Annotated in this window: 21 protein-coding genes and 1 tRNA gene; 17 read left to right on the top strand and 5 right to left on the bottom strand. The window is 63.0% G+C overall.

Features of this window, described 5'->3' with window-relative positions; genetic code table 11:
• Positions 1–95 precede the first annotated feature (95 nt).
• The 12 genes from bioB to RA26_RS02960 all read left to right on the top strand — a co-directional run bounded on the left by bioB (position 96) and on the right by RA26_RS02960 (position 12,483).
• Positions 96–1,073 (top strand): biotin synthase BioB, encoded by a 978-nt coding sequence (gene bioB / locus RA26_RS03015; protein WP_039179490.1) that lies wholly within the window; start codon positions 96–98, stop codon positions 1,071–1,073.
• The gene (locus RA26_RS03010; RefSeq protein WP_039179487.1) at positions 1,073–2,212 is read left to right on the top strand and encodes an 8-amino-7-oxononanoate synthase; all 1,140 of its coding nucleotides are present in this window, start codon (positions 1,073–1,075) and stop codon (positions 2,210–2,212) included. The genes bioB and RA26_RS03010 overlap by 1 nt, the downstream gene beginning before the upstream one ends.
• Positions 2,209–2,835: a dethiobiotin synthase gene (gene bioD, locus RA26_RS03005; RefSeq protein WP_039179484.1), complete on the top strand. Its 627-nt coding sequence runs from the start codon at positions 2,209–2,211 to the stop codon at positions 2,833–2,835. The genes RA26_RS03010 and bioD overlap by 4 nt, the downstream gene beginning before the upstream one ends.
• On the top strand, positions 2,832–4,130 hold the full coding sequence (gene bioA, locus RA26_RS03000) for an adenosylmethionine--8-amino-7-oxononanoate transaminase (protein ID WP_039179481.1): 1,299 nt from the start codon (positions 2,832–2,834) through the stop codon (positions 4,128–4,130). Before bioD ends, bioA begins: the two co-directional genes overlap by 4 nt.
• Positions 4,131–4,133: 3 nt before the next feature.
• Positions 4,134–4,748 carry a pimeloyl-ACP methyl esterase BioG family protein gene (locus RA26_RS02995; protein ID WP_039179478.1) on the top strand — a complete coding sequence of 205 codons (615 nt, stop codon included), beginning with the start codon at positions 4,134–4,136 and terminating at the stop codon, positions 4,746–4,748.
• Positions 4,748–5,539, top strand: a complete 792-nt coding sequence (gene bioC, locus RA26_RS02990) for a malonyl-ACP O-methyltransferase BioC (RefSeq protein ID WP_039179476.1) — start codon at positions 4,748–4,750, stop codon at positions 5,537–5,539. The genes RA26_RS02995 and bioC overlap by 1 nt, the downstream gene beginning before the upstream one ends.
• Before the next feature lie 162 nt (positions 5,540–5,701).
• Positions 5,702–6,670, top strand: coding sequence for an ABC transporter substrate-binding protein (locus tag RA26_RS02985; protein ID WP_039179473.1), 969 nt, complete (start codon positions 5,702–5,704; stop codon positions 6,668–6,670).
• Positions 6,671–7,052: 382 nt separating this feature from the next.
• Positions 7,053–8,018, top strand: coding sequence for an ABC transporter substrate-binding protein (locus tag RA26_RS02980; protein WP_039179470.1), 966 nt, complete (start codon positions 7,053–7,055; stop codon positions 8,016–8,018).
• Positions 8,019–8,027: 9 nt separating this feature from the next.
• A complete protein-coding gene (locus RA26_RS02975) occupies positions 8,028–9,080 on the top strand; it encodes a quaternary amine ABC transporter ATP-binding protein (protein ID WP_039179467.1) in 1,053 nt (350 codons plus the stop codon).
• The gene (locus RA26_RS02970) at positions 9,080–11,116 is read left to right on the top strand and encodes an ABC transporter permease (protein ID WP_039179464.1); all 2,037 of its coding nucleotides are present in this window, start codon (positions 9,080–9,082) and stop codon (positions 11,114–11,116) included. The genes RA26_RS02975 and RA26_RS02970 overlap by 1 nt, the downstream gene beginning before the upstream one ends.
• A 123-nt stretch (positions 11,117–11,239) precedes the next feature.
• Positions 11,240–11,902 carry an NnrU family protein gene (locus RA26_RS02965; protein ID WP_039179461.1) on the top strand — a complete coding sequence of 221 codons (663 nt, stop codon included), beginning with the start codon at positions 11,240–11,242 and terminating at the stop codon, positions 11,900–11,902.
• A gap of 62 nt (positions 11,903–11,964) precedes the next feature.
• Entirely contained in the window at positions 11,965–12,483 is a 519-nt protein-coding gene (locus tag RA26_RS02960) for a DUF2478 domain-containing protein (RefSeq protein WP_039179458.1), read from the top strand.
• Positions 12,484–12,615: 132 nt separating this feature from the next.
• On the opposite strand, the gene RA26_RS22590 is transcribed toward RA26_RS02960, so the two are convergent.
• A tRNA-Tyr gene (locus tag RA26_RS22590) sits at positions 12,616–12,699 on the bottom strand.
• Positions 12,700–12,819: 120 nt separating this feature from the next.
• Here RA26_RS22590 and rlmB point away from each other — a divergent pair.
• From rlmB to RA26_RS02945, 3 genes are all read left to right on the top strand, one after another.
• Positions 12,820–13,596, top strand: coding sequence for a 23S rRNA (guanosine(2251)-2'-O)-methyltransferase RlmB (rlmB, locus tag RA26_RS02955; RefSeq protein ID WP_039179454.1), 777 nt, complete (start codon positions 12,820–12,822; stop codon positions 13,594–13,596).
• Positions 13,597–13,690: 94 nt separating this feature from the next.
• Positions 13,691–14,152, top strand: a complete 462-nt coding sequence (locus tag RA26_RS02950) for a YHS domain-containing (seleno)protein (protein WP_039179450.1) — start codon at positions 13,691–13,693, stop codon at positions 14,150–14,152.
• Positions 14,153–14,356: 204 nt separating this feature from the next.
• Complete coding sequence (locus RA26_RS02945) at positions 14,357–14,827, top strand: CoA-binding protein (RefSeq protein ID WP_039179447.1); 471 nt, start codon at positions 14,357–14,359, stop codon at positions 14,825–14,827.
• A gap of 241 nt (positions 14,828–15,068) precedes the next feature.
• On the opposite strand, the gene RA26_RS02940 is transcribed toward RA26_RS02945, so the two are convergent.
• Positions 15,069–15,386: a phosphoribosyl-ATP diphosphatase gene (locus RA26_RS02940; protein WP_039179445.1), complete on the bottom strand. Its 318-nt coding sequence runs from the start codon at positions 15,384–15,386 to the stop codon at positions 15,069–15,071.
• Positions 15,387–15,397: 11 nt separating this feature from the next.
• Positions 15,398–16,159, bottom strand: coding sequence for an imidazole glycerol phosphate synthase subunit HisF (gene hisF / locus RA26_RS02935; RefSeq protein WP_039179442.1), 762 nt, complete (start codon positions 16,157–16,159; stop codon positions 15,398–15,400).
• Between the two features lie 210 nt (positions 16,160–16,369).
• On the opposite strand from hisF, the gene RA26_RS02930 reads away from it, so the two are divergent.
• Complete coding sequence (locus RA26_RS02930) at positions 16,370–16,816, top strand: DUF302 domain-containing protein (RefSeq protein WP_039180017.1); 447 nt, start codon at positions 16,370–16,372, stop codon at positions 16,814–16,816.
• A 2-nt stretch (positions 16,817–16,818) separates the two neighbouring features.
• Here RA26_RS02930 and RA26_RS02925 read toward each other — a convergent pair whose 3' ends face one another.
• Both RA26_RS02925 and hisA read right to left on the bottom strand, forming a co-directional pair.
• Positions 16,819–17,106 (bottom strand): hypothetical protein, encoded by a 288-nt coding sequence (locus RA26_RS02925; RefSeq protein WP_039179439.1) that lies wholly within the window; start codon positions 17,104–17,106, stop codon positions 16,819–16,821.
• A gap of 26 nt (positions 17,107–17,132) precedes the next feature.
• On the bottom strand, positions 17,133–17,855 hold the full coding sequence (hisA, locus tag RA26_RS02920) for a 1-(5-phosphoribosyl)-5-[(5-phosphoribosylamino)methylideneamino]imidazole-4-carboxamide isomerase (protein WP_039179436.1): 723 nt from the start codon (positions 17,853–17,855) through the stop codon (positions 17,133–17,135).
• A 135-nt stretch (positions 17,856–17,990) separates the two neighbouring features.
• Between hisA and RA26_RS02915 the strand changes: the two genes are divergently transcribed.
• A complete protein-coding gene (locus RA26_RS02915) occupies positions 17,991–18,377 on the top strand; it encodes a DUF2147 domain-containing protein (protein WP_039179433.1) in 387 nt (128 codons plus the stop codon).
• The last annotated feature ends 8 nt before the right edge of the window (positions 18,378–18,385 follow it).

Raw genomic sequence — 18,385 nt, 5'->3', positions numbered from 1 at the left:
GCAGCTTTGATGCTTGATTGGCGGCCATAAAATTATCTATAAAACCGGAAACGCCATCCGCGCATGGCCAACAGGTATAGAGAACAGGAGACAGCATGCTGGACGCTGCACCCATCCGCACCGACTGGACCCGCGAGGAAGCGGAAGCGATTTACAACAAGCCCTTCATGGACTTGCTGTTTCAGGCGCACACCGTGCACCGGCAGCACTTCGACCCCAACCAGGTGCAGAAATCCAAGCTCCTGAGCATCAAGACCGGCGGCTGCGCCGAGGATTGCGCCTATTGCTCGCAGTCGGCCCGCAACGGCGCGCAGTTGTCGGCCTCCAAGCTGATCGAAGTGCAGCGGGTGATCGCCGAGGCCAAGAAAGCCAAGGAAGGCGGCGCGACTCGTTACTGCATGGGTGCCGCCTGGCGTTCGCCCAAGGACCGCGACATGGCCGCGCTGGAAGCGATGGTGCAGGGCGTCAAGGACCTGGGTATGGAAACCTGCATGACGCTCGGCATGCTGGACGAGGAGCAGGTGTTCCGCCTGCGAGATGCGGGCCTGGATTATTACAACCACAACATCGACACCTCGGAGCGTTATTACTCCGAGATCATCACCACCCGCACCTTCGCAGACCGTATCGACACCCTGAACCGGGTGCGCGAAGCAGGCATCAAGGTCTGCTCCGGCGGCATCGTTGGCATGGGGGAAAAGCAGCTCGACCGCATCGACATGATGCTGGCGCTGGCAACGCTGGAGGTGCACCCGGACTCGGTGCCCGTGAACATGCTGATCCCGATCGCCGACACGCCGCTCGCCAATGTCGAGAAGCTGGACCCGATCGAATTCGTCCGCTCCGTGGCGCTGGCCCGCATCCTGATGCCGAAGTCGCATGTCCGCCTGTCTGCTGGCCGCACCGATATGTCGGATGAAATGCAGGCGATGTGCTTCTTTGCCGGTGCCAACTCGATCTTTGTGGGCGACACGCTGCTGACGGCGGACAACCCCGAAGAGGACAAGGACCAGCAGCTGTTCGACCGTCTGGGCATCACCGCCATGGCCGCGGGCTGCGACGGCAGCCGCTGATGGCGGGCGCCTTCCCGAGGCATGAGAAATCGCTGGAAGCGCTGCGCACGCGCGGACGCTACCGGCAGCTGATGCCGCGGGACGGGCATGACTTTGCCTCCAACGACTACCTCGGGCTGGCGAGCAGCGATGTGCTGAGCGCCGCCGCCGCAGACGCGCTGGCCCGCGGGGTGCCGGTGGGGGCGGGCGGCTCGCGCCTCTTGCGCGGCAATGACGCGGAACACCAGCGTCTGGAAGCTGAGGCGGCTGAATTCTTCGGCACTGAGGCCGCGTTGTTCATGGGCGGCGGGTTCAATGCCAATCAGGCGATCTTCTCCACCCTGCCGCAGCAGGGCGATCTGGTGCTGTATGACGCTCTGATCCACGCCAGCACCCATGACGGGATGCGGCTGGGCCGGGCAGAGACGCTCAGCTTCGCCCACAGCGATGCGGAGGACGCCGCACGTATTCTGAAAGACTGGCGCTCTGAAGGCGGCACTGGTCAGGTCTGGATTGCGGTGGAAGCGGTCTACTCCATGGATGGCGACCTGGCGCCGCTGGATGCGCTGATGGCTTTGGCAGATGCAGAAGGCGTCGTGCTTGTGGTGGATGAGGCGCATTCGACGGGCGTTTTCGGCGACCTGGGCCGCGGGCTGGCGCATGAAATTGCCCACCGTCCGAATGTTTTGTCCCTGCACACCTGCGGCAAGGCGCTGGGCGCTTCCGGTGCGCTGATCTGCGGCCAGCGGGTGCTGATCGAGACGCTGATCAACAAGGCGCGCGGGTTCATCTTTGCAACCGCGCCGTCACCCTTGAATGCGGCGCTGGTGCGGGCGGCCTTGCAGGAACTTCAGCAGAACCCGGGCCGCCGTGAACAGGCGTGGCAGGGGATTACCCACGCCCAAGGCGAGGCCAAGCGCCTGTGCGGGCTGGAAGGATTTCAGAGCCAGATCCTGCCAGTGATCGTTGGCGATGACAAACGCACCATGGCGCTGGCCTCCGCCATGCAAGATCGAGGATACGATATCCGCGGCATCCGCCCGCCGACGGTGCCGCGCGGCACTTCGCGGCTGCGGTTGTCGATCACGTTGAATACGGGGGCGGGGGTCATCACCCAAATGTTCGAGGACCTTGCCCGGGAAATGGAGACCAAGCCATGAGCGCGCTGATCGTCACCGGAACCGATACCGGCATCGGCAAGACCATCTTCTCGGCCGGCCTGGTGCAGGCGCTGGGCGCCACATACTGGAAGCCGGTGCAATCCGGGCTGGAGGAGGAGACCGACAGCCAGATTGTGTCCCGCCTGTCGGGCCGCCCGGCGCTGCCCGAGGGCTACCTGCTGCAACTGCCCGCCTCGCCGCATCTGTCGGCAGAGGCTGAAGGCGTGGAGATCGACCCCGATGAACTGCCCTTGCCTGAGGTTGACGGCGTGCTGGTGGCCGAAGGCGCAGGCGGGCTGATGGTGCCGCTGAACCGCAAGGTGCTGTATCTCGATCTGTTCGCCCGCTGGCGCGCGCCGGTAATCCTCTGCGCCCGGACCCAGCTGGGCACGATCAACCACACGCTCCTGTCGCTGAAAGCCCTGCGCGATGCGGGCTGTGCGGTCGCGGGTGTGGCATTCATCGGCGATGCGGAGCCGGCGGTGGAGGAAACCATCTGCCAATTCGGCCAGGTGGCGCACCTGGGGCGGCTGCCGGTGCTGGGCGAGCTGACCTCTGACGCGCTGGCCGTGGCCTTTCAGGCCAGCATCCGGGTGGATCTGATCAAGGAGGCGCTGTCATGAGTGCCGCAGACCTCACCCAGCTGGAGTTTGACCAGCAGCACCTCTGGCATCCCTACACCAATGTCGCAAAGCCCGGTCCGACGTTCGTCGTGAAGGAAAGCGCGGGCATGTACATCACTCTGGACGACGGCACCCGGCTGATCGACGCCATGTCGTCGTGGTGGTGCATGATGCACGGGCATAAAAACCCGGCGATCACCAAGGCAATCCACGCTCAGCTTGACACCCTGCCGCATGTGATGTTCGGCGGGCTGACCCATGATCCGGCCATCGACCTGGGCCGCAAACTGCTGGAGATCACCCCCGAAAGCCTCACGCGCATTTTCTATTGTGATTCAGGCTCGGTCTCGGTCGAGGTGGCGATGAAGATGGCGGTGCAGTACCAGCACGCGATCGGCCAGCCGGGCCGCAAGGAGTTTGCCACCATACGCTCCGGCTACCACGGCGACACCTGGAAAGCGATGAGCGTCTGCGACCCGGATACCGGCATGCACCACCTGTTCCAGGGCGCGCTGAGCGTGCAGCATTTTGTGTCCCGCCCGCCGGTCCGCATCAGCGAGGATTGGGTGGAGGATCCGGCCCGAAATGGGTTGGGTGAGCTGCGCGCAGTGCTTGAGGCCAACGCCCAGAGGATCGCCGCCTTCATTCTGGAGCCCGTGGTGCAGGGCACCGGCGGTATGTATTTCTACCACCCGGAATATCTGAACCAGGCCCGCGCCTTGTGCGACGAACTGGGCATCCTTTTGATCTTTGACGAAATCGCCACCGGCTTTGGCCGTACCAGCGAACTGTTTGCCACCAATTTTTGCACGGTGGAGCCGGATATCATCTGCCTCGGCAAGGGGCTGACCGGCGGCCATATCTCTTTCGCCTGCACCATGACCAACGACCGCGTGGCGGAAGGCATCGGCGGCGGCAATCCCGGGCTGTTCATGCACGGGCCGACCTATATGGGCAACCCGCTGGCTTGCGCCGCGGCCAAAGCCTCGTTGGACCTGCTCACCGGGCAGGACTGGCGCGGCACGGTGGCCGCTATCGGCGAACAGATGCAGGCCGAACTGGCCCCGGCCCGCGACCTGCCGAATGTGGCGGACGTGCGGGTCTTGGGCGCCATTGGCGTCATCGAGATGAAGCACCGGGTCTCGGCGGATGAGGCGCATGCCCGTGCCCGTGAAATGGGTGTATTCCTGCGCCCCTTCGGCACCAATATCTACACCATGCCGCCCTTCATCACCTCACCGGATCAGCTGAGCGAAATCACCGTAGGCATGCTGCGGCTTGCGCGGGAGCTGTAAGCCATGGAGTTCCGCTGGCTCAAACAGAACCAAGCAGCCGAGGCCATCGTGGTCTTCGGCGGCTGGGCTGTGGGGCCGGAGGTGTTCTGGCACCTGGATGGCGAACAGGACATCCTGTTTGCCAATGGTTATGCCGATCTGGATGCAGAGCTGCCGGACCTGTCTGGTTATGAGCGGATCAGTCTGCTGGCCTGGTCGTTTGGCGTGGCCGCCTATGCCCATTGGCAGCAGGGGCGGCCGGATCCGTTCCAGCGCAAGGCGGCAGTGAACGGCAGCCTGCAGCCAGTGAGTCGCGGCGCAGGCATTCCGCCTGCCGTGTTCCGCCGCACCGTGGAAACCTTAAGCCCGGAAAGCTACCAGCAGTTCCTGGGCCGCGTCTTCGGTGCTCCTCAGGACGCCGAGGCGCTGGATGTAGAGGCCCGGCGTGCAGAACTTCTGGCGGTGGAGCGCCGGGGGGATGCGCCGCAGATGCGGTTCAACCGGGTCTGGATCAGCTCTGGCGATAAGATCTTCCCGCCCGCCAACCTGGCCCGCGCCTGGGCCGGGCAGAATGTGTCGCATCTGGACGCGCCGCATGCACCGTTCGACCGGTTTGCGCAGTGGGAGGAGCTGTTCTGATGAAGGACATGCAGCCCCCGCATCTGGATCAGTCCCGCGTGCAGCAAAGCTTCCGCCGCGGGCTTGAAAGCTATCATGGCGCGGCTTCGGTGCAGGCAGGAACGGCCGGGCATCTGGCCCGGATGCTGCAGGATCAGGGTGCACAGCGGCACTTTGGCAGCGTTTTGGAATTCGGTTGCGGCACAGGACATTTGACCCGGAATCTGCTGCAGCGTTTCGGCACCGACAGTCTGATCCTGAACGACCTTGTGCCGGAGGCAGCGCAGGTGATGCAGACGTTGGAAAGGGCGACCCAGGCTAAGATTCGCTTTAGAAGCGGTCCGGTCGAAAGCCTGCCGTTGCCGCAGGATCTGGACCTGATCGCTTCTGCCTCAACCGTGCAGTGGATACCCGACCCGCGGGCCCTGATGGCCCGGCTGGCAATGCATCTGAAGCCGGGCGGCTGGCTGGCGCTGTCGGGCTTCGGCCGGGGGCAGTTCCATGAGTTGGCTGCGCTGGGATCCACTGCCGCGGCGCCGAGCTATCTGGATGCGGATGAATGGCCGTCATTGCTGCCGGATGGCTTGGAGATCCAGGCAATTGAGCAGCGAACGGTCGTGCTGGAATTTGATAGTGCGCTTGATGTGCTCAGGCACCTGCGTCAGACTGGAGTGAACGGTAATGCCCAGCAGGGATGGAGCCGCCGGCAGCTGCGGTTGTTCGAGGATGCCTACCGGGAAAGGTTCGGCCAAGGCGGCAAGCTGCCGTTGACCTACGATCCGGTGCTGCTGGTGGCGCGGCGCACTGGCTGAATCAGACGCGCCCTTGAGGCAAGTTTTAGGCGTTTTTATTTCTGAAGGCACACCCGGTCCTGCGTGCCGTTAATCTTTGTCAACTCCCGCCTGATATGCCTGATCCCGGAGCTGCGCTGAGGCGCGGCGTGTGGGACGACTGGCAGTACGGGAGTTACGCCAATGAAAATTAATGTGATTGCCGCGGCGTTTGCGGCGCTGGCGGTTTCGGGAGCCGCCGAAGCAGCTGACATGGGGGACGTGGGAACTCCGATCCGGCTGTCGCTGAACAACTGGACCGGCCAGCACCTGTCGACTTACATTGCTGGCGGCATTCTGGAAGAGGCTGGATATACGGTCGAATATGTCGAGGCGGACCAGAGCAACCTGTACGGCGAAATTGCTACTGGCGATGTGCACGCGATGGTGGAGGTCTGGACCAGCAGCGACCCTGCTGAGTACTTCGATCTGGTAGATGCGGGGCAGCTGGAGAATCTTGGCGATATGGGGCTGGACGCGCGCAATGGCGTGGTCTTCCCGCCTTACGTTGCGCAGATGTGCCCTGGATTGCCGAATTGGGAGGCGCTGCGCGACTGCGCTGGCATCTTCTCAGAGGATGGCAAGGGCAAGCGCGGCATCTACCTGGCCTACCCGGAATCCTGGGGCTCGCCCGGTGCCGACCGGATCCGTGCGCTGGAACTGCCGTTCGACGTGGTCGCGGCCGAGTCCGAGGCGGCGATGATCGAGGCCTTCCAGACGGCCTACCGGGAAAAGCGTCCGGTGATCTCCACCTTCTGGGCACCGCATTGGGCAATGTCCTCTTATGCGCTGCAGTTCGTGCGCCTGCCCAAGCCGGAGCCCGCCTGTTACACTGATCCGTCCTGGGGGCCGAACCCCAAGGCCACTGGCGACTGCGATTTCTACCGCGGCGGCGTGGTCAAGGCGAGCTGGCCAGAGCTGAAGGACCGCTGGCCGGCCGCATACGAGATCCTGAAGAACTACCAGCTGAGCATCTGGGACCAGCAGCCGCTGATCGGCTTGGTGGACGTCCGCGGCGAGACCCCGAAAGGCGCAGCGCGCGGATGGATGGCGGTAAACCGCGCCAAGTGGATGCCCATTGTTGAGGAGGCCACGGGAAAGGGACGCTCCTGAGCCGCTCAAACCTCTCTCATCGCTTCAGCAGCGCGCCTGTAAAACAGGGGCGCTGTTTTGCTTTCAGGATGCGGCTTGCGGCCGGATTGCCGGCTCCTTAGGCCGGGCTCTGGAGGGCAAGGATGATTCCAGAACTTGTCTATTTGCACAAAAACTTGAATCGGCAATCAAAATTTTTCACACTTCGCGTCGCATTTGCTCGACAAGCGGTCGTAATATGTTCCAATACTTGCATTATCCCCGGCCACACTAAAAGCACCGGCTCCTGCACGTAATAAGATGAACTGCCAAAACGTTTGGCAGGAGCCATGAACCGCCGGGTTCCAATGACGCGCCAAGCCGGACAACCGGCGGCGCAAAAACAATGACAGGGAGTATTGAGATGAACTTCAAGGGATATGCGCTGGCGCTGGGCGCTGCAACAATGACAGTTGCCGCTGGCATCGCCTCTGCGGCAGAGCTGGGCGACACCAGCAAACCGATCAAGCTGGCGGTGAACGAATGGACCGGCCAGCATGTGACGACCCACATCGCGGGCGAAATGCTCAAGGCCGCGGGCTATGATGTGGAGTATGTCTCTGCCGGCATGATGAACCAGTTCCAGGCGATTGCCGATGGCGACATCCACGCGACGCTGGAAATCTGGTCCTCCAACGTGTCCGACGAATACGCCAAGAAGGTTGAGGAAGGCACCGTTGTCGAGCTGGGCGACCTGGAGCTGAACGCGCGTGAGGGCATCGCCTATCCGGCGCATGTGGCCGAAATCTGCCCCGGCCTGCCTGCCTGGGAGGCGCTGAAGGATTGTGCCGCGCAATTCGCCACTGCAGAAACCCTGCCCGAAGGCCGCCTGGTTGACTATCCGGCCGACTGGGGCACCCCTGGCGCCGACCGCATGACCGGGCTGGCGCTGCCGTTCAAGGCCGTGCCTGCGGGCTCTGAGGCCGCGCTGATCGTCGAGCTGCGCGCAGCCACCGAACGCAAGACACCGCTGCTGGTCACCTTCTGGCAGCCGCATTGGGCTATGTCGGCCTATGACGTCAAATTCGTCGACCTGCCGCCCGGCGAGGATGCCTGCTTCAGCGATCCGGCCTGGGGCCCGAACCCGGATGCCGTGAACGACTGCGATTTCTCACCCTCACGTATTTTCAAGGCCGCCTGGTCCGGCACTGCCGAAACCTGGCCTGCAGCGTTTGAGATCCTGTCGAACTATACCCTGGCCGTGGAAGACCAGCAGCCGATGATGGGCGCGGTCGACGTGGACGGCGGCAAGGTCGAAGAGGTGGTTGCCGAATGGATGGCCGCCAATGAGGACAAGTGGCGCCCGGTTGTCGACGCTGCCATCAATTGAGCCGCACACGTGACCGGCTCTGAAACGCCCGCCATCACCTGCCGGAATGTCTGGCAGGTGTTTGGCAGCAACGCAGACAGCGCCCTGAAAGAGGCGCTGTCGCGGCACGAAACACCCGAAGCGGCAGCGCAGGAACTGCGCGGCAAGGGGCTGATCCCCGCGGTGCAGGACGCCTCCTTTGATGTGAAGGAGGGGGAGCTGTTTGTGATCATGGGGCTGTCGGGCTCCGGCAAGTCCACCCTGATCCGCTGCATCTCGCACCTGCTGCATGCCACCGGTGGCGAAATCCGCATCGACGGCGAGAACATCGTCGAGGCCAGCCCCAAGCGGCTGATCGAGCTGCGCCGCAAGAAGCTGGGCATGGTGTTCCAGCACTTTGGCCTGTTCCCGCATATGACCGTGGCCGAAAACGTCGCCTACCCGCTGCGGGTGCAGGGGGTGAAGAAAAAGCAGCGGCTCGCCAAGGCGCAGGAGGTGATCGAGCTGGTCGGACTGGGCGGGCGCGAAAAGAACTTCCCGCGTGAACTCTCAGGCGGCCAGCGCCAGCGCGTCGGCATTGCCCGCTCGCTGGTGGCGGATTGCTCTGTCTGGTTTCTGGATGAACCGTTCTCGGCCCTGGATCCGCTGATCCGGCGGCAGCTGCAGGATGAGTTCCTGGAAATTCAGGCCAAGCTGAAGACTACCATCGTCTTCATCACTCATGACATTAACGAGGCGCTGAAGCTCGCCGACCGCATTGCCATCATGCGCGACGGCAAGGTGGTGCAGATCGGTACTCCGGCGGATATCGTGCTGCGCCCGGTCGATGACTACGTGCGCGAGTTTTCCAAGGACGTGGCCAAGGGGCAGCACGCGCATGTGTCCTCGGTGATGCAGCCCGGCGAACACCATGTCTATGGCGCCGACGATCCCGGCCTGCGCCAGGACATGACGCTGGATGCAGCCCTTGCGCGCTGCATGGAGCTCTACGAGCCGGTGCCGGTCCGCACGGATGACGGCAAGCTGGTCGGCGTGGTGAACCCGGCGGATCTGGCCGCGGCCTTGCAGGTGGAGCAGGGGTGATGGCAGGTCTTTCGAAAGGCTCGATTGCGGCGTTGATCGCAGCCGTTGTTGGCGCCCTGTGCCTGTTGCTGGAAAGCAGTATGCCTTGGCTGATCAAGTTTCCCGCCGCCTGGGTGCTGCCCGCCACCGACTGGGTCGGGGCCTTCATGGAATGGTTTCTGGCGCTGATCAAACCCGCCGCGCGCAGCTTCTCGGCGCTGATGTTCTACCCGATGGAAGCGGCGAACTATGTGCTGAGCCACACGCCCTGGCCGCTGGTCATCTGCGCCACCACGGCGCTGGCCTGGACCTTGGGCGGGGTTCGGATGGCGCTGATGGCGGTGGTTGGCCTCGGCTTTGTGCTTGCCTCCGGCTACTGGCCCGAAAGCATGAACACCCTGGCGCTGGTTGCCGTCTCGGTGCCGCTGGCGCTGATCATCGGCGGCGGTATCGGCATCCTTGCCAATGAATACCCCCGCGTCCGCCAGCCGGTGCAGGCGGTGCTCGACATCATGCAGACGGTGCCGACATTTGCCTATCTCACGCCCTTGCTGGTGCTGTTCGGCTTTGGGCCGGTGGTGGGCCTTATTGCCTCTGCCATCTACGCGGCGCCGCCAATGGCACGCAATGTGCTGCTGGGCCTCGAACGTGTGGAGCCGGAGATCAAGGAAGCCGCCATCATGGCCGGCGGCACCCGCCTGCAACAGCTGTTCCAGTGCGAGATTCCTTCCGCCGGGCAACAGATCATGGTTGGCGTCAATCAATGCCTGATGGCGGCGCTGTCGATGGTGATTATCGCTGCCGTGATCGGCGGCTTTGACGACATCGGCTGGGAAGTCCTGCTGACCATGCGCAAGGCGCAGTTCGGCCAAAGCCTGCTGGCCGGCCTGGTGATCGTGATCTTCGCAATCCTGATCGACCGGATGAGTGGCACCCTGACCCAGGACCGGCGCGACCAGCATGACCCGCGCGTTGCTTGGGGTATCCTGGCGCTGGGCGTCGTGGTCAGCGCGGCCTTCTGGGGCAGCGTTCAGCAGCCCGGCGCCTATGGCCTGTTCAACCCGGTGGCGGACAGTGTGGATCGGGGGCTTTCATCCTTCACCAGCGCTAATGCGGAGGCCCTGACCGCGCTCAAGAACAACGTGCTGTTCTATGTGCTGCTGCCGATGAGGATCGGGCTGGATCAGGCAGTGCTGCCCTTCACCTGGGGCTTTGCTTGGACCCCGATGATGAGTGCCGCGCTGTTTGCGGCGGGTGCTGCGGCCGGAATAGTCTTTGCGCTGCGTGGCCGGATGGCGCTGGGAGTGATGCTGCTGATTGCTGCCGGAATGCTGGAGACAGGCATCTCCCAGCTGCCCTGGCCTTTTGTGCTGGTCGGTGCAGGCGCACTGGCCTGGGTCGCAGGCGGGCGCGGGCTGGCGGTTCTGACCGTTGTTCTGCTGGGCACCATCCTGCTCTCCGGCCTGTGGGAACGGGCGCTTCTGTCGCTCTACCTCTCCGGCGCTGCGGTCTTTGCCTGCGCGCTGATGGGCGGAGCCATTGGTCTGGCCTCTGCGGTTTCACCCGGTGTCTGGCGCGTGGTGCGACCGATTTGCGACATGCTGCAGACGATCCCGCTGTTCGTGTTCCTGATCCCGGTGCTGATGGTGTTTCAGATCGGCGAGTTCTCTGCCTTTCTGGCGATCATCGCCTATGCCATCGTGCCGATGATCCGTTACACGCGGCACGGGCTGGTCTCGACGCCGGACGAAATGATTGAGGCCGCCACTGCCTCTGGCGCCACCACATGGCAGATGCTCAAGGACATCCGCGCGCCTTATGCGGCGCCGTCGATCCTGCTGGGTCTCAACCAGACCATTCTCTATGCCTTTGCGATGCTGGTCATTGCGGCGCTGATCGGCACCACCGGCCTTGGCCAGTCGATCTATCTGGCGCTGGGGCAGGCCGACGTTGGGCTGGGCATCTCGGCTGGCGCGGCGATGGCGATCCTTGCTCTGATCGCCGACCGCATGGTGCAGGGTTTTGCAGAAGAGCGGCGTAAAGCCCTGGGTCTGTGAACCTCTGGCACAACACTGGAAAGGGCGCCCCAGCGGCGCCCTTTTTTGATCTGGGGCAACGTTATAGACTGCCTATCCGCTTATAGCTGCACAAAAGACTGATCTATACCCGGAGAGACCCCGATGGGCTGGCTTGAATTCACCGCTGCGCTGCTGCTGTTCCTGGCCAGCCACGCGATCCCCGTGCGCCCGCCGGTGCGGCCCTGGCTGGTCAGCCGCTTGGGGTTGCGCGGCTATTTCATCGCTTACAGCTTGCTGTCGCTGGCAATCCTTGCCTGGCTGGTCGTGGCCGCCGCCCGCGCGCCTTATGTCGGCGTGCTGCCCTATTGGGAAGGTTTCCGCTGGGTGCCGCTCTTGGTGATGCCGCTGGCCTGCCTGCTGGCAGCGGGTGGCATGATGCGGCAGAACCCCTTCAGTTTTGGCGGGCTTGGCATCAAGCCCTTTGATCCGGCAGCCCCCGGTATACTGGCTGTCAGCCGCCATCCTCTCTTGGCGGCGATGGCGCTTTGGGCCGGGGCGCACCTGCTGGCAAACGGCGACCTGGCGCATGTGATCCTGTTCGGCCTCTTTGCGGGCTTTGCCTGGATGGGCATGGCGCTGATCGACAAGCGCAAACAGCGCCAGTTGGGGCAGGGCGAATGGAACCGTCTCAGCCGCAACACCGCGCGGCTGAATTTGATGCGCCTGCGCCCTGCAGCCAGTGAGGCCGGGGCAGCCGCAGCGGTGTTCCTGGGGCTTTTACTGCTGCATGCTCCGGTCATCGGGTTTAACCCGATGCCCTGGTAGGGCTTGACCGCGGGCGCCTCATGACCACCTATGAAACGACATGAGACTGGAGAGAACGACCAATGCACCTGGCCTATGTGATGACCGAAGAGCGCGGTGCCACGGACCGTTTGCTGAGCGAACTGGCTGAAAAACTGGAGGCCAAGGGGATCCGCCTGGCCGGCATCGTGCAGACCAATGTGGAATGCTACGACAAGGAGCTGTGCGACATGGACGTGCGGGTGCTGCCCGCGGGCGAGACCATCCGCATTTCGCAATCTCTGGGCGCAGGCGCCCGCGGCTGCCGCCTGAACCCGGAGGCGCTGGAGCAGGCGGTCGGGCAGGTCTCCGCTACCCTTCAAACGGACCCGGCGCCACAGCTGCTGATCGTCAATAAATTCGGAAAGCACGAGGCCGACGGGCGCGGCATGCGTCCCATCATCGGTGAAGCGCTGGCCTTGGGTATTCCAGTGATTTCCGGCGTGAACAAGATGAACGTGGAGCCGTTCCAGGCGTTTGCCGATGGCATGGCGGTTGAGGCCGGCCCGGATGTGGAAGCTCTGATCGAATGGGCTGAACAGGCCGTGGCCGAAACTGCCTGACCGGCGGATTATCTACTCCAATCAAATGGAAAGCCCGCGAAGCTCACGCGGGCTTTTTGCTGCGCAGCGTGGGTGCGCGGCCTGTTCAGCTTGCTGCTGAACCACCATCGTCAGATCTGAAGAGAGAGAAGATGGTGGGCGACCCTGGAATCGAACCAGGCGTGCGTCTCCGCGAGGGAGTTACAGTCCCCTGCCACACCTTGCGGCCTGTCGCCCACTGTCAGTTGCTTGTTGCACCTGATGTGGAGGCGTGATTACAAGCAGGCCAAAGGGGCGTCAACCGGAAAAACGCAAGTTTTTCGCACGCCTCGCAAATTCTTTCTGCCGGAGAGCGAAATGTCCAAGAAACCCAAATGGGTCGTCGAAAAAGAGCAGGCCAAACGGGCTGCTGCCGCGGAAACCGTATGGCTGTTCGGGCTGCATGCGGTGCGCGATGCGCTGCTCAACCCCAAGCGCGAAAAACTCCGTCTGATGGTGACCATGAACGCGCAGGCGAAACTGGCGGATGCAATTGAAGACTCCGGAATTGAGGCCGAAGTCATCGACCCGCGCAAATTCAATCCGCCGATCGATCCGCAGTCAGTGCACCAGGGCGCAGCACTTGAAGTGAAGCCGCTGAACTGGGGTGGCCTGGCTGAAAACTGCATCGGCCGCGAAGCGCCGCGCGTGCTTCTTTTGGACCGGGTCACCGACCCGCACAACGTCGGTGCCATCCTGCGCTCGGCCGAGGTGCTGGGCGCCAGTGCCGTGATTGGCACCCGGCACCACTCGGCACCTGAAACCGGGGCGCTGGCCAAGACCGCAAGCGGCGCGCTGGAGCGTCAGCCCTACCTGCGGATGCGCAACCTCGCCGATTCTATCACTGAACTGCAGAACATGGGTTTCATCGTGCTGGGCCTGGATGGTGAGGCCGATCAGACCATTGAGTCCGCGCTGGAGGGCAAGCAGCACCTGCCGGTGGCGCTGGTGCTGGGTGCCGAAGGTCCGGGCCTGCGCCAGAAAACCAAGGAAACCGTCGACGGGCTGGTCAAGATCGATGCCGCAGGCGGTTTTGGGTCACTCAACGTCTCCAATGCAGCGGCGATTGCCCTTTACGCATCCATCGCCCGCTGAGGCGCTTGGTGTCACACCTTGTTCACATCTGCGTAAGCTGTCTTTGCAACGGCACTGCGGTGCGGCAAAGTCGCAGGCCTGATGCAAGCAGTGAATGGAGTTCAATGTGACCCTGCGTCTGGTGCTGATGGCCGCCGCGGTATTGTTCCTGTCCCTGCCGGATGCGGTGCGGGCTGACCCGGCCGTGTACTCCTCGCGTGCCGGGGTCGCCATCGGCGGATATGATGCGGTTGCGTTTTTTGAACATGGTGCGGCCGAGGAGGGACGGCCTGTCCATGCCGTAATGTGGAAGGGCGTCGTCTGGCGCTTTGCCTCAGCCCATAATCAGGCGCAATTCGAAGCCAACCCGCGGGCCTATGCGCCTGCTTTCGGGGGCTACTGCGCCTATGCCATGTCAATGGGTCAGTTGCACGAAGGCAATCCGCAACTGTGGGCAATTGTCGACGGAGAGCTTTTTCTGTTGAATAACAGGCGTGTGCATGTGCTGTGGCAGGCTGATACGGCGCATATGATTGCCTCGGGCAGGATTCATTGGCCTGCAGCCCTCAGAAAATAGCCTGTCATCTCACAAATGTGTGATGTATGCTTTTATTTTTCGAACCGTGACCCATATACAATACAGACTGCGGAGTGGAACCACCGCAGATCTTTTTCACTGTCCCTCGTTCCATACCTTGCGCCCGGTTCGTCCGGGCGCATTTTTGTATCCAGGCGGCGTTTCCGCCTATGCGGCCGCCAGCGCCGCCGCTAGGGTTCCCGCATGACAGACTACAGCGATGAGCATCTGAAGAAGGTCCTGCAGCGCGCCAAGACGGTGGCGGTGGTGGGCGTGTCGATGAACCCGGTGCGCCCCAGCTACTATGTGGCACGCTACCTGGGCCTGAAGGGCTATAAGGTGATTCCGGTCAACCCTGGCCATGCCGGCAAGACGCTGTTCGGCGAAACGGTGCGGGCCAGCCTCTCCGAAATTGATCTGCCTGTGGATATGGTCGACATTTTCCGCCGTTCTGAGGCGGTTCCGCCGGTCGTGGACGAGGCACTGGAGGCGTTCCCGAAGCTGCAGACCATCTGGATGCAGATCGGGGTGGAGCACGCCGAGGCGGCGGCCAAGGCCGAGGCGCGCGGCGTCACGGTGATCCAGAACCGCTGCCCAAAAATCGAATACCAGCGCCTATTCGGCGAGCTGCGCATGGGCGGCTTTGCCACCGGGATCATTTCCTCGAAACTGTGACGCCTGTGGCCGGGCAGGGTGCTCCCGCCCGTTCCCGCCGTCCTGCCGGACGGCTTCCACAGTTGGGCCGGGCGCCGCTGCACGGCGCAGATTTTTTTACCGAGAAGCCCTTGAGGGGCAGGAGTGCCCTTAAGGGCCTTGCCGAGTGTGTTTCAGAGTGCGCGTCAAGGGCAAGCCGCGCTGGCGCAATCCGGCTGCGCCTCCCTTGATCCGCGGCCGGATTGCCGGTTCTGACCGAGGATCAGCCTTTGGGGCGGCTGGCCTTCTCGGCAATGCCGCTAAGGCCCTGGCGTTCTGCCAGCACCTGCAGCACATCGTCCAGCGCCACATCGCGGGCGGCCAGCATCACCAGGAAATGATAGAGAACATCGGCCCCTTCGGAGGCGAGCCCTGCCTTGTCATCCTTCACCGCCTCGATAATGGTCTCAATGGCTTCCTCACCGAATTTCTCGGCACATTTCTCCGGCCCTTTGGCCAGCAGTTTGGCGGTCCAGCTGGTGTCAGGATCAGCCCCCTTGCGAGACAGGATGGTGGCTTCGAGGTCGTGCAGCAGGCTCATCACATGCCCTTTCAGTTCAGCCGCATCGGGATGCCGGCAGCGGCCATGTGTTCCTTGGCTTCCTGGATGGTGTACTCCCCGAAGTGGAAGATCGAGGCCGCCAGCACCGCGCTTGCGCCGCCTTTGGTCACGCCCTCCACCAGGTGATCCAGGTTGCCGACGCCGCCGGATGCGATCACCGGCACGTCGACCGCATCGGAAATTGCCTTGGTCAGCGGCAGGTTGAAGCCGGATTTGGTGCCGTCCCGGTCCATCGAGGTCAGCAGGATTTCCCCCGCGCCCTTGGATGTCACCAGCCTGGCAAATTCCACCGCGTCGATGCCAGTAGGCTTGCGCCCGCCGTGGGTGAAGATCTCCCAGCGCCCCGGCTCCACCGTCTTGGCGTCAATGGCGCAGACGATACACTGGCTGCCGAACTGATCCGCGGCCTCTGCAATTACATCCGGGTTGGCCACCGCCGCTGAATTGAAGGAGACCTTGTCAGCACCCGCCAGCAAGAGCGCGCGCACATCCTCCTTGGTCCTGACCCCCCCGCCCACGGTCAGCGGCACAAAACACTGCTCAGCGGTGCGCTGGACCATGTCGAACATGGTGCCGCGGTTTTCATGGGTCGCGTGAATGTCGAGAAAGCAGATCTCATCCGCGCCGGCCGCATCATAGGCCTTGGCGCATTCCACCGGATCGCCCGCATCGCGCAGGCCGACAAAGTTGACGCCCTTGACCACGCGCCCGTCAGCGACGTCCAGACAGGGAATGATGCGGGTTTTCAGCATGGATCGTGCCTTTCAAGCTGCTTGCCCCGTGGGTACGCAAACCAAAAGGCAAGCGCAACAGATATGGAGGGATATGCGCGTTTTGGTCCGGACCCCTTGCGCGGTCCGCACGGAACCGCCGGAACCGGGCGGTCTCGCAGAAGTGAATTGCCCCTGCGGGATGACAGCCCCGATGATGTGCAAATGTCCCTGATTTCCGGAGTATCCGTTATGAAAAAATCTCTTTCCCTCGCAGGCGCCTTGGCGCTCGTCTCTGCATTGCCCGCCGCCGCGGAGCTGGTGACTGTGCCAAGCCAGAAACCCGTGGCCGAAACCATGGATGCGCTGCAGGCGGCAGTGGAGGGTGCGGGCGCCACTGTCTTTGCCCGGGTCGACCATGCAGGCGGCGCAGAGAAGGCAGGAATGGAGTTGGCGGGATCGCAGCTCCTGATCTTCGGCAACCCCAAGCTCGGCACTCCGGCGATGCAGGCGGATATGCGTGCAGGGCTCTATTTGCCGCTGAAGGTGCTGGCTTATGAGGATGCCGACGGCCATGTCTGGCTGACCTATCAGGACCCGGCAGAAATGCTCTCAGGCCTCGACGTTCCTGCCGATGCTGAATTTATCGCCAAGATGCGGGGCGCCTTGGGCAAGCTGACTGCAAAAGCAGCCGAGTAGGCTCAGCGCCGCGCTGCCAGATAGCGCGACAACGCAATGGCCAGCCCCCACAGCAGCCCGGCCCCCATGGAGACCGGGCCGAAGATCAGTGGCCCCCAGGCGGCAAGGACCCCCATGGTATAAGCCGTCTCGCCCAGGTCCTGGCCCAGCACCATGCAGGGGTTGGCAAACCCCTCGTGGATTTCGCAATCAAAGCCGAACCCCAGCAGCATCACAAAGGCTATGCATAGCAGCCACAGGACGATGGGTCCTATGGTGAGGGTTGCAAGGATTCGGCGGACAAGGCGCATGAGAGTTCCCTTCGCCGGGGGAGGCGTCAGGGCTTCAGAACTGCCAGCGCCTCTTTCAGGTCAATGGCGCCATCATACAGCGCCCGGCCTGAAATCGCACCATTGAGAGGCGCGCCGCAGGATTTCAGCGCCCTGAGGTCGTCCAGCGAGGAGACGCCGCCGGAAGCAATCACCGGGATGCTGACCGCATTGGCCAGATCGGCGGTTGCCTCCACATTCGGGCCCTTCATAGCGCCATCTCGCAGGATATCGGTATAGATGATCGCGGCAACGCCTGCGTCCTCAAAGGATTTGGCGAGGTCGGTGACCATCACGTCGGTTTCTTCGGCCCAGCCCTTGGTTGCGACCTTGCCTTTACGTGCGTCGATGCCGACTGCAACCTTGCAGGGGAATTCCCGTGCCGCTTCGCGCACCAAGTCCGGGTTCTCCACCGCCACGGTGCCCAGGATCACCCGTGCAAGGCCCTTGCTGATCCAGCGCTCGATGGTGGCCATGTCGCGGATGCCGCCGCCCAGCTGTGCGGGCACTTTGGTTTGCTTCAGAATCTCCTCGACCGGCGCGGCATTCACCGGCTCGCCGGCAAAGGCACCGTTCAGGTCCACCAGATGCAGCCACTCGCAGCCGGCCTCGACAAACTCCAGCGCCTGCGCGGCGGGGTTGTCGTTGAACACGGTGGTCTTGTCCATTTCGCCATGCAGCAGGCGCACGGCCTGGCCGTCTTTGAGGTCAATCGCGGGGTAGAGGATCATCCGGGCGGTCCTTCGTGAAATCAAGCTGGCGGTGTTTTGCACAACGTAAGGGCAGATTGCAACGCGACCCGAAGTCAACCTTGCCTCAATGACCGCATCAGGGACAGGCTGCCTGAAAAACAGGGAGGAAATGGAATGAAACATCTACTGGCAGGCATGGCCGTAGCCGTCGGTCTGGCAGGTGCCGCGGCGGCGGATCCGGTGCTGGGGGTCTGGAAAACGCAAGCTGATGACGGCTCCTATGCCCATATCCGGATGGCGAAATGCGGCGCTGCGGTCTGCGGCAAGATTGCCCGTACCTTCAACAGCGAAGGCGAGTACAAGTCCCCGAACATCGGCAAGACGCTGGTGATCGACATGGTACCAAACGGCGACGGCTCCTATGAGGGTAAGGTCTGGCGGCCCTCCAACGACAAGATCTACATTGGAAAAATGGATCTGGCGGGCAGCTCCTTGGCCTTGCGTGGCTGCGTTGTCGGCGGGCTGATTTGCTCCAAGCAAACCTGGACCCGCGTACAGTAAACCCATGG

This window comes from Leisingera sp. ANG-M7 (genome assembly GCF_000813965.1).
GTDB lineage: Bacteria > Pseudomonadota > Alphaproteobacteria > Rhodobacterales > Rhodobacteraceae > Leisingera.
The sequence above is the reverse complement of the archived record's forward strand: the minus strand, read 5'-3'. Positions and strand labels throughout refer to the sequence as shown.